The sequence below is a fragment of the Clostridium sp. NkU-1 genome (assembly GCA_001312405.1).
In genome coordinates this window covers 123,503-137,902 of record BBDR01000001.1, presented here as the reverse complement: position 1 = coordinate 137,902, position 14,400 = coordinate 123,503, and the positions used below count along the sequence as shown (strand labels likewise).

Below are 14,400 nucleotides of genomic sequence, written 5' to 3'. Positions count from 1 at the left end.
CCTCCTTACATCAAATCTTTAGACCACTTCTTTTCACCGGCAAACTGAATCAGGGTGACAACAAGTACTACTGAAAACAGAACCAGGCTCCCGCGCTTGCAGGTCCAAACTCCCAGCTGGTAAACGCCTTTTCATAAATGTAATTGACCAGAGTCTTGGTGGCATTACCAGGACCTCCTCCTGTCATTACATATACAAGGTCAAATACCTTAAAGCACTGGATCGTCAGCATGATCAGCACGAAGAATGTGGTTGGCGTCAGCATGGGAATGGTAATATACCGAAGCTTCTGGAAGCCGTTGGCCCCGTCAATTCCGGCCGCTTCATAAAGAGAACCTGAGATTCCCTGAAGGGCTGCCAAATATACGATCATATAGTATCCCATGTATTTCCATACGCTTACCACAGAAATGGCTACCATGGCCCATTTCACATCCACAACCCACCTGGGGGGCTTGGAAATTCCAATGAATCTCAGGAATTCATTGATTGGTCCAAAGTCCGGCTGAAACAGCATATTCCACACCGCGCCTACTGCTACGATGGAAGCAATATAAGGGAAATACAGTGCTGTACGGAAAATTGCGATCCCCTTTAACTTGTTATTCAACAGAACTGCCAGTAAAAGCGCCAGCACTAAGGTTGGGATTACCGTAAGCAGTGCGTATTGAATCGTGTGAATAAAGGATTGAACAAATATCCTGTCACCGAAAATCTGAGCGAAATTTTTTTAATCCTACGAATTCCATGGGCGCCCGGGAGCCATCCCATTTCATAACGCTTAAAACAAAAGAAAAGATAACGGGAATGAATACAAAAATTGCATATCCGATTAAGTTAGGTAGAATAAATGAATAACCAATCAGGTTACTTCGGATCGCCTTCATTTGATGTGACGTCATTGTCTTTTTTACTTCTTTCATACAGGGTTAACCTCCTTTTCACCTGCTTTTGCCGCAAAAGAGCGCCTTGCCATAATGTTAGAAAAGGCGCTCTCCGGGCAATCAATTTTTTTACCAGCCCTTGATCTCCGCAACACGCTTGTTCAGCTCTTCGATTCCCTGATCAACGGTGTACTGCTTAATCATGATCATTTCATGAACTTCTTCAAGTACAGTTTTGATTTCAGTAATCTTCGGATCTAAAGGACGGTCAAATATATAGTGGCTATAAGACAGCGCTTCAAGATTGGATTCTCCTTCTGGGAAGAACTGTGCAGAAGCAATGGTCTTTAATGAATCTTCTGTCTGGATACCGGTAAATACTCCCTGTTCAGCCAGGATATTTGCTGCTTCCTCACTGGTTGCGAACTTCACAAAATCCCAGGATAAGTCAGGCTCATCGGTGTAAGCGCTGATTCCAACAGGAGTAAGAGCTCCTACTGTGTAGCCAGCCTCTGTATCAGCAGGATGTGGAATCCTTGCAATGCCCCAGTTAAAGGATGTTTCATCTGATGCGCGGGACTGGATCATGGTTGCGATAAACCAGGTTCCCATTGGCATCATGGCACACTGCTGATTTTTGAATACGGAAGAATAATGGATATTTCCTGTTTTTAAGGTAGAGAAGTCCTGAATATAACCATTATCCTGTAAGGAAAGAGCTTCTTCATACCATGGCTTTAAGAAGGAATAATCCTTTTCAACACTGTGTGCTTTCCATCCTGAACAGCCCAGTTGGATACAAGTGCCTGCCATATATGGTTATGTCCTCCATATACCTTTGAACTGCCTTCTCCGGAGGTCAGCTTAGCTGCAAGGGCATCATACTCATCCCAGGTCATATCATTTGACGGATAGGCAACACCAGCTGCATCAAAAAGATCTTTATTATAGTATAATACATACCAGTCGGAACGGTATGGAAGTCCATAAGTGGCTCCGTTGTACTGAAGCTGCTCTGCTGCACCATTGTAAACAGATAAATCAACGTTGTCCTTCTTCATGAAATCATCCAGAGGAAGAAGCTGATTTTTATCTGCCATCTGAAGCATGGAGCCCATGTCCTTTACCCAGATTACATCTGGATCCGGCTGTGCTGCGGATAAGCTGATTCCCAGGGAATTATTGTATTCGTCAGCTGATGTATCAATAACGTTAATCTCAACATTTGGATTTTTCGCCATGTAAGCATCAACGACTGTCTGAAATGTAGGTGTCGTATCATAATCCCATGTAGTAACGGAAAGAACTTTCTTCTCCCCTGTGCCCTTTGCTTTATCATCTGCTTTTGTTGTTTCTGCAGCAGTTGTTGCTCCGTCTGCACCTGCAGCACTGCTCTCAGATGTCTTGCTGCCACAGGCAGTCAGAGATGCGCATGCCATTCCGGCTGCGAGCGCCATAGCTAAAACTCGTTTTAATCTCATTAGATTGAAACCTCCCTTTTTTTTAGAACCACGCGTGTGTGTTCCTTATGGTATATAAGATACCAGATTTGAGTTCATATCGGAATAAACGATTTGCATAATTCTATTATTTTTTTTACCCTTACCAGACTTTCATGGTTTCAAACATGTATTATATTCAGATTTTTATACTTTTTTAAGATTAATTTCTATATTCGTTGAATTTATACAGAATAAAGGATATGATATTATTGAATTTATTCTCGTGAAAGGATCCTTGCCATGCCCCGCACATTCCAGTACAAATTTCTTCTGTATAATCTTCTGGTAGTTATAAGTATTGCCTGCGCAGTCAGCTTTTATAACTATCGCTCTTATTATAAGGATGCCATTCAGAACGAAACGGAAAATTCCGTCAACCGCATCCAGATTCTGTCCGACCGGATGGAAGTCGCCTATGAGGAGATGGTCAACATTGTTGTGACCTGTTCCGAAAGAAAGTCTTTATTTTCTGCTCCCCCCCTGAAACGGTCAGACGGGGAATCCGCCTATATCAAGCTGTACGCCTCCAATGTGCTGAGGGATTTCTGTGCGATTTCAGGATACAGCAAATATATTTATAAAATTGCACTTTATAACAACGGGGAAGTCCTGCAGGCAGGAAGTGCCTACGGCTCTACTCACGATGTCAATGACATTCAAAATGCGCTCTGGTTCCATGATATGCTTTCCCGTGAAAATACACAGTATCTTCTTTCCCTTGAGGACAACCCTTTTTCTCCAACGAATTACACCCCAAAGCTTCTTCCTCTTTTAAGGCCTTTAAAATATGTCTCCGGAAGCCAGCCGGAAGATGCCTGGATATTTCTGGCCATTTCTCCCCGCCTGTTTTCCGATACCCTGGAAAGCATGGGCGATGGACAGATTCTCTATGCAGCCACTTTAGATGGAAGCATCATTTCCTCTGTTAATGGAAATGCTTATGATGTTTCCGATCTGCTGGTCACTTTTAAAAACTTAAAAGAGCCTCAGGGCAATTTCCGCACCTGGCTGAACGGAGAGGATTGCATCATTTCCTATCAGAGACAAGCCGTCAGCGCTGATTTTCTTTCAGATCCTTCCAATTTCAGACTTAAATCTGGATCATGGCATGATCGGGGGGACCATTGCCCTTATATTCTTTTTCTGCTGCGGCATCGGCCTGACCTTGTCCTGGTTCATAGCCCGCCAGCTGAGCGCCCCGATCAGCCGTTTGAAAAAAACGCCTGGAATTTATTTCCCAGGGAAATTTCGACCCGGACCGCTCCATTGAAACAGATGACGAAATCGGCAGCATAGGAAAACAGATCAACCAGATGTCCAACAGGATCTCTGACCTTCTGGAAACCAGAGTTCAAAGTGAAAAGGAAAAACGAGATCTGGAAATCAAAATGCTTCAGGCCCAGATCAACCCCCATTTCCTATATAATACCCTGGATTCTATCAAATGGATCGCAACCATGCAGAAAAACAGCGGGATCGTCCAGGTGGTCACTGCCCTGTCCTCTCTGTTAAAGAACATGGCAAAGGGATTCAATGAAAAAGTAACACTTCGTCAGGAATTGGATTTTTTGCAAAATTATGTTATTATAGAGAAGATCCGGTATATTGAACTTTTTGATGTGACCACCCAGGTTGACCAGGAAGTTTTATACGATGCCAAAATCGTGAAGCTGACCCTTCAGCCGCTTGTGGAAAACGCCATCTTTAACGGAATCGAACCAAGCGGAAGAAACGCTGATACAGATACACGTTTTTGCTGAAAACGGCGTTCTTTATATTACAGTAAGGGACAACGGCATCGGCATTTCCCCGGAAGGCATTGAAACACTGCTGACAGATACTTCCCGCATCACGAGAAGCAACATGAGCGGAATCGGGCTTCCGAATGTGGACCGGAGATTAAAGCTGGTTTACGGAGAAGAATACGGATTAACGCTGGAAAGCGAATTAGACCAATACACATTGATTACCATTGCCCTTCCTCTGGAATTTTAGAAAGGGCTGACAAAGGGGTATAAAGACAGCATGTACCGAATTATAATTATAGACGATGAGCCGCTCATTCTGGCCGGCATCGCATCCCTGATCATATGGGAAAACTATGAATGCACTATTATTGGAAAGGCAACCAACGGTCCTTCCGCCTATGACATGATCATGGATCTTCGTCCGGATATCGTCATAACAGATATCCGGATGCCCGTGCTGAACGGACTGGATCTGGTGGAAAAATGCAAGGAGAACGGCTGTGACTTTGCTTTTATCGTATTAACAAACTTAGAGGAATTCCATCTGGTGAAAAAGGCCCTTTCACTGGGTGCCTCCGATTATCTTGTGAAAATCGATTTAAATGAGGAAGCCCTTGTGGCCGCTTTGGAACGGGCCAAGGAAGCCTTTGATTTGCTGGCTAATAAGCAGAACCGGCTCCTTGACAGCCAGCTTAAGAATAACCAGGAGGACCTGGCAAAGACAACATTCCGCCGCCTTTTTCTTACTCAGGAGGCAGTTCCTGATATCCCTGCAGAACTTGAAGAGCAGTATCCGGCTCCTTTTGTCATCCTGTTTTCCTTAAACCCTATCCATATTGATTTTGAAGCAGGCGGGGGGAGCTATGACCTTCATTCCGTCAGCAGGCAGCTTATTGATATACTGGGCGGAATTGCAGCAAGGTTTTTCTTTCATTATACGGTCCTGGAATACCGGCAGGATACTTTTCTCCTTACAGCCTCCTTAAAAGATGAGCCTTTTCCCAAAGCGTTATAAGGGAATTCTGCCAGAAGTTCAGTGTTGCTTTAAAGACTTATTTTGAGTTGTCCGCTGTTTACGGTGTCAGCTGGGCAAAAGAAAAAAAATTTCAGAGCTTCCACAGGCATTCTCAGAGGCCTTGACCGCACTGGAATATTACTACTTTGATTCTTCATCCCAGGTGGTATTTTACGAAGGACAGTCTTCCCATTCCAGCCATGCGAAGAAATTCAACATCAATGTATTTAAAAAGGATCTGGCTGCTTATATAAGCCAGAACGACAGTGAAAAGCTGGCCTCCATCTTTGAAGACATCATCACCCTGTTCCGGGAAAATAGGCCTCGTAAGGAACAGGCCACCAGCGCCTGCATCAATATTTACACCTATCTTTATTCATTTTTTGAAACAGGGGATGACAGCTATCAGGAGATCTTTCCCTATACCATCAACATTGCAGAGCAGCTGAATCATTTTAACAGTCTGGAGGACATCTTAGAATGGCTGAGAAGCTTCTGCCAGAAGCTGTGCCGTCTTTTGGAGGACCGGAAGTCCACCCGTTCCGACAAGCTGGTGGATCTGGCCAGAAGCTACATTAAGGAGCACTACATGGAGAAGCTGACCCTGGCTGATGTTGCGGAAGCTTTAAATATAAGCTCCGGGCATTTAAGCAACACCTTTAAAAAACTCACAGGGACCACCCTGTCTGATTACATTGCCCAGGTCAAGATACAGCATGCCATGGAGCTTATTGATACCCACCAGTACCTGATGTATGAAATCTCTGATAAACTGGGGTTTGATAATCCTTATTACTTCAGCAAGGTATTTAAAAAGGTTACCGGCATATCACCAAGAGAACACGAAAACCGGATCACCTATCCGTATAAAGATGAAGGAAATTAAATCATGCCTCCGGTTTATCTTTTGATCAAACCAGCTTTCAAGGCTTATGCAGATTGCAGGTAAAATCAATTATTTTTTTTATAATATAGACTGGAATAATCAATGCAAAAAAGAGGTTCCCCCCCTGGCGGTAAATCAACCGGGGGAACCTCCAGCACCATCAAAAGAGGGTAAGATCATTAATCCTTAAATACGATTGAATAATAAAGAATTATTTGTTTACTGCCGCAAGGGCATGTACAGCCTAAGAAAACTGTACTCTCTTCGCTGAAACAAAAACCAAAAAGATGTCCAAAAAAATTGATTAAGAATAAGAAGAAATTCAATTCTTCCTCTAACTCCCTTGTGCTGCAATAAGTGAAAACTTGGGCATACCAAAATTTACATGGTCCTCTGGAATCGCCACAGCGTCTAGGAATGTCCCAATCAATATTAAATCTTTCTCTCAGCATTTCTCTCTTTTCTTCATCTGTTTTTCCTTCTACAGATCTCAATACTTCTTCTTTCAATTCGTTTAATTCTTTTCCCTGTATTTTCATAACAATATTGCGCCCCCTTAATATATACTTACAATATAATAATATTCAATATAATATTTTTTTGACACAAGCCCTAATCCATAGCCTTTGTGCCGCAGGGATTGTATTATGACTGGAAGAACCCAGGGAATACAGGTTCAATCAGGCAGCATAAAGAAAAAGGGGGGCTACTCTACAGATGATTTTCATCTGTAGAGTAGCCCCCTTTTGTAAAACATATGCACTTTCATGAACCTGTAAAACTAATTATCTTTTTCTGTCACATTACGATATAAACAGTTCCCTCTTTTTTTCACAAATAATCAACATCTTGCTTATAACCGCAGAAAGCAAAAACATGACTATACAAATGCCCGCATTAAAAGCCAAGTATGGAAAAAGACTTCTCATGTCTTCAGTTGCCAGTAGTAGAGAAAACCAATCCAGAAAATTAAACAAAAAGTATTTTACGCAGTAAAATGTTATAATCAGTATATAATACTTTTTTAATTGAGGGTACAGTTTCCAGACTACAACAGTAAAAACTACGGCAAAAATCAATACCAATGCCAGATTGGAAGAGTGCTCAACTGTTTTTTTCGCCATGGTTCCATTATTTGTATACTCAACCATTGTGGTTGAAGTATAAACCATATAAGTTCCATATATGTTGCTGGTTCCCAGTATTATTCCAACTATACCCGTTTTAACTAATGCACAGAGAGGCAAAAAAGTCTTTTTTGTTATTATATGATTCCAGACTTTGAACTGTCTGACATTTACACAGAAGGCAAATAGAACAATGGGAATGGGGAATAACAGCTGACGTATTGATTTTGTCCAATCCGGGCCATGAATGAAGGCAAACAAATCACTGTCCAAAAAAATGTCATGGTCTATGAAAAAATCGTTCACATAAAGGCTCACAGAACTGGAAATACACCAAAACAATAATATTCCAAGAGCATTCATCCAATAGATGTCAATTTTAGAAAAAAAATTTCCGTATAAATATGGGCAGCAACAGGGTAAAAGCAATACCCAATACCCAATTCCACTCACTTTGAAAATAAATCAGTCCATAGGAACAGCCAGCTACCGCCATGGTTACAAGAAGTGAGAATAAACATATTTTCCCTATGTATTTTACAGATGTTCTTTCATCTACCATCATCTCGTCCCATTGCTGGTAATCTTCCCATTATAATTACACGAAATATTAATTTTTCCATTTACATAACTAAGTGATTTTTTTCCTTTACAAGTGTATGTGGCAGTAGCTTTGCTGGTCCCATTTCCAGAAATTACAGTCTTTTCATCATATACTTCATACACTCCATCCATATCGGTAACCTGACCTTCCACATCATATACTTCTACTCTTTTATCACTGCTGTCCCATTCAAAGCTTGCACTGAGTTCAACAGTCATTTTTGCACTTCCTGTGCCACATACCCTGGTTTTGGTAACATCCTTACTGTCATGAACACGCAATCTCGGATTTTGTGGTTTTACATAGGTCCGCTCAACATATGGCTCACCATTTTCATCGAACCCCCATTCTTCCGATATCAGTATCCCTTTTGCTGCATCCGGTCCTTTGTCTTCCTTCCTGAAATCTTCCATGGGCGTGGACGCCATCGCCTGAGGTGCTGCCATGGTACTGACAGTTAAGGCCATTAAAATTACTGCTGTCCATTTTTTCAACTTTTTCAATTTAACCAATCCCTCCTTATATACATTTATATAAACAGGTGTTTGCGAAACTCCAAAACCGTTGAAAATATCATATTATCTAGCTATAATTAGATCCTTCTCTTCAAGAACTGTGAAAATGCATCTTATTTTACTTTATTTTAATTAGTAATAATCTTATTTTAAGACTCATAATTATATTTGGTCTTTTTAAACTTAGACACATTAATTGTTTTTTTTGAGTTTCGTAATCACTTCATTTATATAAATTATTAGTTACATTATAATTATACTCTCCTCTCAAACTTTTACAATTTGAATTTATCGACACTATTTGACTATTTTCGACATTATTTAATTCAGATACAAATGGATATGAAGTTATGTCGCTGGTTAATAATATCAATCCCCGTAAGTCCCTTTTGATTTAACCAGCTTGGGCCGGTACCCCGCTGCCGTAAGTGCTGCCATAATCATATTCTTATGTTCCGTTCCGAATGCCTCCAGGGTGATGCGAAGTTCCACTGCCGCATTCCGGTTGATGCTGACAAACTGGTTGTGATCCAGACGGATGACATTTCCCTGTTCTTTTGCAAGAAGTGCGGAAACCTTTGCAAGCTCTCCCGGTTTATCCGGAAGCAGAATGGACACCGTAAAGATGCGGTCTCTCTGCATCAGTCCGAACTGGACAATGGAAGCCATGGTGATCACATCCATGTTTCCTCCGCTTAAGATGGAAACAATTTTTTTATTATCCACGTTCATATGCTTTAATGCCGCAACCGTCAGAAGTCCTGAATTCTCCACGATCATCTTATGGTTCTCGACCATGTCAAGGAATGCCACGATCAGTTCAGAATCTTCTATGGTGATGACCTCATCCACATTTTCCTGGATGTAGGGGAAAAGCTTTCCTCCCGGACATTTCACGGCAGTTCCGTCTGCAATCGTGTTGACGTTTGGAAGGGAAACCACCTTTCCCTGACGTAAGGATTCCTGCATACAGTTGGCGCCTGCCGGCTCCACGCCGATGATCTTGATCTTGGGGTTTAGCATCTTAGCCAGAGTGGACACACCTGCGCAAAGACCGCCCCCTCCAATGGGAACCAGGATATAATCAACGGTAGGAAGCTCCTTGATGATCTCCATGGCAATGGTTCCCTGTCCGGACGCCACGTCTAAGTCATCAAAGGCATGGACAAAGGTAAGCCCGCGTTCTTCTGCAAGCTTATAGGCATAATTGCAGGCCTCATCAAAGACATCACCTTCCAGTATGACCTCCGCACCATAGCCCTTGGTACGGTTCACTTTCATCAGAGGCGCAGTAGTTGGCATAACGATGGTTGCCGGAATGCCTGCCAGCTTTGCCGCATAGGCAACGCCCTGGGCGTGATTGCCTGCAGAGGCGGCAATAAGGCCTTTGGATTTCTCTTCTTCCGACAGGGTGCTGATCTTATAATAAGCCCCTCTCACCTTATAAGCGCCGGTATACTGCATATTTTCCGGCTTAAAATATACCTTATTGCCCGTCTGGTTGGAGAAATACTCACTGTATACCAGTTTTGTTTCCAGGATAACTTTGCTAACAGCTTCTGATGCTTCTTCAAACTTTTCCAATGTCAACATACTTTACGCCTCTTCTTTCTCTTCTACGTGAAACAATGCGCTTACAAATTCTTTTGCATTGAATTTCTGCAGGTCATCAAGTTTCTCTCCTACCCCAATGTATTTTACAGGAATCCCCAGCTCCGACTGGATAGCCACCGCGATTCCCCCTTTCGCGGTTCCGTCAAGCTTTGTAAGGATAATCCCGGTAATATCAGCAACCTCCATAAATTGCTTTGCCTGGACAAGAGCATTCTGTCCTGTGGTCCCATCAAGCACTACCAGGGTTTCCCGGTAAGCCTCCGGGTATTCCTTGTCAATGATCCGGTTGATCTTTTTAAGCTCTTCCATCAGGTTTTTCTTGTTATGCAGGCGTCCTGCTGTATCGCAGATTAAGATATCCGCATGTCTGGATTTTGCCGCAGCTACCGCATCATAGACAACTGCCGCCGGGTCGGAACCTTCCTGCTGGGCAATGATGTCCACTCCGGCCCTTTTTGCCCACTCGCTTAGCTGCTCAATGGCTGCCGCACGAAACGTATCCGCAGCGGCTACGATCACCTTTTTTCCGTCATCCTTCATCTGTCCGGCAAGCTTTCCTACTGATGTGGTCTTTCCCACTCCATTTACGCCGATGATCAAAAGGACGGACCGCCGGCTCTCAAATTCATAGGCATTTTCCCCAAGATCCATCTGCTCCATGATGCTGTCCATGAGAAGCTGCTTGCATTCCATGGGATCCTTGATATTTTGTTCCTTTATCTTTTTCCTCAAATCCTCCATAATCGACATGGTAGTCTGGATGCCCAGATCTCCCATGATCAGGATCTCTTCAATTTCCTCATAAAACTCATCATCAATGGCTGAAAAACCGCTGAATATGGAATCTACGCCCGCGATGATGTTATCCCTTGTTTTCTGCAGCCCAGCAACCAGCTTCCCAAAGAATCCCTTTTTCTCACCCATAGTCGGCCTCCTTAACTTTCTAAATCTTCTTCAATCAGGTTTACAGATACAAGCGTTGAAACGCCCTTCTCCTGCATGGTAATACCATACAGACGGTCTGCAGACACCATGGTACCACGTCTGTGTGTAATAACAATAAACTGCGTATTTTTTTGTCAGCTTATGCAGGTATTTTGCAAAACGGTCCACATTGGAATCATCAAGGGCTGCTTCGATCTCATCCAGAAGGCAGAATGGAGAAGGCTTTAAGTTCTGGATGGCAAACAGCAGCGCAATGGCCGTCAAAGCCTTTTCCCCGCCGGAAAGCTGCATCATATTCTGAAGCTTCTTGCCGGGCGGCTGGGATATGATCTGGATTCCCGCTTCCAGGATATCCTCACCTTCCACCAGCTCCAAAGCACCCCGTCCTCCTCCGAAAAGCTCCTTGAACACCTTGTCAAACTCCAGCCGTATTTCACGGAACTTTTCTTCGAATTGTCTTCTCATTCCCGTATCCAGCTCATCGATGATCTTTAACAGTACCCTCTGCGGCTACCAGATCATCGTGCTGGGTCTTCATGAATTCATAACGCTCTGATACCTCTTTGTAATCCTCAATGGCATTGACATTGACATTGCCAAGCTTCCGGATCTCATCTTTTAAGGACTGGATCATGCGCTTGATCTCAGGCAGTGACGTCCATTCCTGATTTTTTAATTCCTTTGCAGTAGAAAAAGTCAGTTCATATTCATTCCACATGTAATTGACATGGCTCTCCATCCACTCATCAAGCTTTTCCTTCTGGCTTTGCAGGCGGAACAGTTCTTTATCCAAAAGGCTGATTCTTCCCGTAAGCTCCTCTCTTTTCCGGAATAATTCCTTCTGTTCCCTGGAACTTGCTTCTTTTTGTGTGGACTTCTCGTTTATGATCCCTTCCAACTCTTCCGAATATACCTTTTCTTCCTGGATTTTTCCCTTTAATGCCTCAATTTCCTTTTGTTTCTCTTCAATAATGGAATTGGAACCATTGGTTCCGCTTGAAAGGCCGGAACGTTCTTCCTCCAGACGGTGAACCTCTTCCTTTACACGCCGGATATTTTCCAGTTCAAAATCATCCTTTTGCTTTAGACCTGAGGTTTTCAGCTGAACTGATGATAAGTCTTTTAAATACTGCTCCCGGTCTGCCCTGGCAGTTTCAAGCCGGCCATTTAATTGTTCCAGCTCTCCAACTGTTTCCTGGTTCTGGGTTTCCAGCTTGTCAATGGCTGTAAAATCTCCTGCTGGCTGGCACCAATCTCCCGTATCTGCACTTCAAGCTGGCCGTTTTCCCGCTCCAAGTCTCCGTAGGATTCTTTGATTTCTTCTTTTTTATCTTCAATCCGGCGTATATTTATTTTGACCGTATTTTGCTTTAAATAAAGCTGCTGTTTCTCTGCCCGGATCTTTTCCAGTTCTTCCCTGCTATCCCCAAGGAGTCCCTCGTTCATCACCAGTTCTTTTTCCAGCCGCTCCACATCGGAAAGAGCCTTGGAGCAGATCTCTTCCAGTTCTTCCATCTCACGCTTGCGCCCCAAAAGATTGCTTGTGTTCTTAAAAGCACCGCCTGTCATGGAACCGCCTACGCTGAGAAGTTCTCCCTCCAGTGTTACGATCCGGAAAGAATATTGGAATTTTTTTTGCAAGGGCAATGGCGTGTTCAATGGTATCCACCACAACCACACGGCCCAGCAAGTGATTTAAAAGGCCCTTATACTGGCTATCCGCTTCCACCAGGGTATTGGCAAGCCCCAAAACTCCCGGCTCCGTTAAAACCCGGTCCTGGCGAAAAGAGTCCCTGCTGCCGACGCTGGTCAAGGGAAGGAAGGTGGCCCTTCCATACCGGTTTTTCTTTAAGTATTCAATGAGCTGCTTGGCAGTTTCTTCGGAATCAGTAACGATATTCTGAATGCTTCCGCCAAGAGCGGTCTCAATGGCAATTTCATATTTTTTTCGGCACTGTAATTAGATCCGCCACAACCCCGTGGATGCCGTGAACCCGGTCCCTTACCTCCATAATGCGGCGGATGCTGCCGCCATAGCCTTCATACCGTTCAGCAATGTTTCTTAAGGATTCCAGCTTTGTATAACTGGTATGGTATTCCTGCTGCTTGTCATTTAAGTTTTTGTTAAGCCTTTTGACCTCGCCTTCCAGTTCCTCAGCCCGGTTCTCGCTGAATGCCTGGGCTTCCTGGCCTTCCGCGATTCTGGTTTCTATCTCATCTGCTTCCTTTTGAAGAGCTCCCAGCTGTTCTTCCTGTTCCGACTCATCGCTCTTAAATTTTAAAAGCTTCTGGCAAACCTCAGAACGGCGCACATTCACCTGTTCCAGCATGGTTTCATACCGCTGCTGTTTTACTGTAAGGGAAGCTTTTTCATTGAGGATATCAATGATGCTGCTCTTTCCTTCCTCAATCTGCTGCTCCAAAAGGCGGATTTTCTCTTCCTCTGAATACAGGACTTCTTCCGCTTCTTTCAGTTCATTTACCGCGGTTTTTACCTGGTCGGCAATCACGGAACGCTCTTCCTCATAAGTGGCTGCCTGAGCCATTTTCATCTGGATTTCAGAATCAATAGCCCTCATGCGTCCGGCTATGTGCTCCGCATTCATCTGTTCCGTATTGATCTGTTCCTTTAATACATTGATCCGGCCTTCCAGGCTTCCCATTTCCATGTTGGATTTATTTTTCTCATTGCCGGCTTTGCTGATGGCCTCCTCCAGCTCCGCTAAATATGTATCCAGAGCATCATATTTTTCCCGGATGCCTTCCGATGCCTGCTTTGCATCCTCCAGATCACGGGATACAATGGTTTCCTTTTCCTGGTTTTCCTTCACCTGTACCTGGATCCCCTCTGTCTCCATCAGGAACTGGTTGACATCATACTTTTTTTAAATCTTCCTTTAAACGGAGATATTCCTTTGCCGCCTCAGATTGCCTTGCAAGGGGGCCTACCTGCTTTTCAAGCTCTGTTAGAATGTCATTGACACGGATGAGGTTTTGTTTTTCATCTTCAAGCTTTTTCTGGGCAATGAGCTTGCGCCGTTTAAATTTAACAATGCCGGCGGCCTCATCAAATAATTCCCTGCGCTCCTCCGGCTTTCCACTTAAAATCTTATCAATCTGTCCCTGTCCGATGATGGAATAGCCTTCTTTTCCGATTCCGGTATCATAGAACAATTCATAAATATCCTTTAAACGGCAGGCACTGCCATTGATCATGTACTCGCTTTCGCCGGAACGGTATACTCTCCTTGAAACCGTTACCTGGTCATAATCAATGGCCAGATGGTGATCGGAATTATCAAGGGTAATGGCAACATAGGCAAAGCCCTGTGGCTTTCTCAATTCTGTTCCGGAGAAAATCACATCCTGCATGTTGGAGCTTCGAAGCTGCTTTACCTTCTGTTCACCAAGCACCCAGCGCACGGCATCGGCAACATTGCTCTTGCCGCTGCCGTTAGGGCCTACGATGCCGGTGATCCCGTTATGAAATTCAAAGACGATCTTATTGGCAAAAGATTTAAAACCCTGGATTTCAATACTTTTTAGATACATATTTCACT

The 14,400-nt window shown here is 43.6% G+C and carries 20 protein-coding genes; 5 read left to right on the top strand and 15 right to left on the bottom strand.

What is annotated here, in order from left to right; genetic code table 11:
• Window positions 1–67: 67 nt before the first annotated feature.
• The 4 genes from JCM10519_RS24830 to JCM10519_RS24815 form a co-directional block, all read right to left on the bottom strand.
• Complete coding sequence (locus JCM10519_RS24830; protein ID WP_347842694.1) at window positions 68–610, bottom strand: sugar ABC transporter permease; 543 nt, start codon at window positions 608–610, stop codon at window positions 68–70.
• Between the two features lie 94 nt (window positions 611–704).
• On the bottom strand, window positions 705–923 hold the full coding sequence (locus JCM10519_RS24825) for a hypothetical protein (protein WP_347842693.1): 219 nt from the start codon (window positions 921–923) through the stop codon (window positions 705–707).
• A 90-nt stretch (window positions 924–1,013) separates the two neighbouring features.
• Entirely contained in the window at window positions 1,014–1,697 is a 684-nt protein-coding gene (locus tag JCM10519_RS24820) for an extracellular solute-binding protein (protein ID WP_347842692.1), read from the bottom strand.
• A complete protein-coding gene (locus tag JCM10519_RS24815) occupies window positions 1,622–2,365 on the bottom strand; it encodes an extracellular solute-binding protein (RefSeq protein ID WP_347842691.1) in 744 nt (247 codons plus the stop codon). Before JCM10519_RS24815 ends, JCM10519_RS24820 begins: the two co-directional genes overlap by 76 nt.
• A 261-nt stretch (window positions 2,366–2,626) precedes the next feature.
• On the opposite strand from JCM10519_RS24815, the gene JCM10519_RS24810 reads away from it, so the two are divergent.
• The 5 genes from JCM10519_RS24810 to JCM10519_RS24790 all read left to right on the top strand — a co-directional run bounded on the left by JCM10519_RS24810 (window position 2,627) and on the right by JCM10519_RS24790 (window position 6,035).
• Window positions 2,627–3,682 (top strand): hypothetical protein, encoded by a 1,056-nt coding sequence (locus JCM10519_RS24810; RefSeq protein ID WP_347842690.1) that lies wholly within the window; start codon window positions 2,627–2,629, stop codon window positions 3,680–3,682.
• Window positions 3,610–4,146, top strand: coding sequence for a histidine kinase (locus tag JCM10519_RS24805; protein WP_347842909.1), 537 nt, complete (start codon window positions 3,610–3,612; stop codon window positions 4,144–4,146). The genes JCM10519_RS24810 and JCM10519_RS24805 overlap by 73 nt, the downstream gene beginning before the upstream one ends.
• Window positions 4,073–4,381: an ATP-binding protein gene (locus JCM10519_RS24800; protein WP_347842689.1), complete on the top strand. Its 309-nt coding sequence runs from the start codon at window positions 4,073–4,075 to the stop codon at window positions 4,379–4,381. Before JCM10519_RS24805 ends, JCM10519_RS24800 begins: the two co-directional genes overlap by 74 nt.
• Window positions 4,382–4,411: 30 nt before the next feature.
• Window positions 4,412–5,149 carry a response regulator gene (locus JCM10519_RS24795; RefSeq protein ID WP_347842688.1) on the top strand — a complete coding sequence of 246 codons (738 nt, stop codon included), beginning with the start codon at window positions 4,412–4,414 and terminating at the stop codon, window positions 5,147–5,149.
• A gap of 121 nt (window positions 5,150–5,270) precedes the next feature.
• Entirely contained in the window at window positions 5,271–6,035 is a 765-nt protein-coding gene (locus tag JCM10519_RS24790) for an AraC family transcriptional regulator (protein WP_347842687.1), read from the top strand.
• A 179-nt stretch (window positions 6,036–6,214) separates the two neighbouring features.
• Here the strand turns inward: JCM10519_RS24790 and JCM10519_RS00630 are convergent, their stop codons facing one another.
• The 11 genes from JCM10519_RS00630 to JCM10519_RS24760 form a co-directional block, all read right to left on the bottom strand.
• Window positions 6,215–6,574, bottom strand: coding sequence for a hypothetical protein (locus JCM10519_RS00630; RefSeq protein ID WP_054737661.1), 360 nt, complete (start codon window positions 6,572–6,574; stop codon window positions 6,215–6,217).
• 264 nt (window positions 6,575–6,838) lie between these two features.
• Window positions 6,839–7,468 (bottom strand): hypothetical protein, encoded by a 630-nt coding sequence (locus tag JCM10519_RS00625; RefSeq protein WP_347842686.1) that lies wholly within the window; start codon window positions 7,466–7,468, stop codon window positions 6,839–6,841.
• Window positions 7,469–7,723: 255 nt separating this feature from the next.
• Complete coding sequence (locus tag JCM10519_RS00615) at window positions 7,724–8,269, bottom strand: hypothetical protein (protein ID WP_054737658.1); 546 nt, start codon at window positions 8,267–8,269, stop codon at window positions 7,724–7,726.
• 381 nt (window positions 8,270–8,650) lie between these two features.
• Window positions 8,651–9,874 (bottom strand): threonine ammonia-lyase, encoded by a 1,224-nt coding sequence (ilvA, locus tag JCM10519_RS00610; RefSeq protein WP_054737657.1) that lies wholly within the window; start codon window positions 9,872–9,874, stop codon window positions 8,651–8,653.
• Window positions 9,875–9,877: 3 nt separating this feature from the next.
• Window positions 9,878–10,819, bottom strand: a complete 942-nt coding sequence (gene ftsY, locus JCM10519_RS00605; RefSeq protein ID WP_054737656.1) for a signal recognition particle-docking protein FtsY — start codon at window positions 10,817–10,819, stop codon at window positions 9,878–9,880.
• Window positions 10,820–10,849: 30 nt separating this feature from the next.
• On the bottom strand, window positions 10,850–11,305 hold the full coding sequence (locus tag JCM10519_RS24785; RefSeq protein WP_347842685.1) for a hypothetical protein: 456 nt from the start codon (window positions 11,303–11,305) through the stop codon (window positions 10,850–10,852).
• A 13-nt stretch (window positions 11,306–11,318) separates the two neighbouring features.
• Entirely contained in the window at window positions 11,319–11,738 is a 420-nt protein-coding gene (locus JCM10519_RS24780) for a hypothetical protein (RefSeq protein WP_347842684.1), read from the bottom strand.
• Between the two features lie 269 nt (window positions 11,739–12,007).
• Entirely contained in the window at window positions 12,008–12,409 is a 402-nt protein-coding gene (locus JCM10519_RS24775) for a hypothetical protein (RefSeq protein WP_347842683.1), read from the bottom strand.
• A complete protein-coding gene (locus JCM10519_RS24770; RefSeq protein WP_347842908.1) occupies window positions 12,390–12,737 on the bottom strand; it encodes a hypothetical protein in 348 nt (115 codons plus the stop codon). The genes JCM10519_RS24775 and JCM10519_RS24770 overlap by 20 nt, the downstream gene beginning before the upstream one ends.
• Before the next feature lie 40 nt (window positions 12,738–12,777).
• Window positions 12,778–13,698: a hypothetical protein gene (locus JCM10519_RS24765; RefSeq protein WP_347842682.1), complete on the bottom strand. Its 921-nt coding sequence runs from the start codon at window positions 13,696–13,698 to the stop codon at window positions 12,778–12,780.
• Between the two features lie 16 nt (window positions 13,699–13,714).
• A complete protein-coding gene (locus tag JCM10519_RS24760; protein WP_347842681.1) occupies window positions 13,715–14,392 on the bottom strand; it encodes an AAA family ATPase in 678 nt (225 codons plus the stop codon).
• Window positions 14,393–14,400 lie beyond the last annotated feature (8 nt).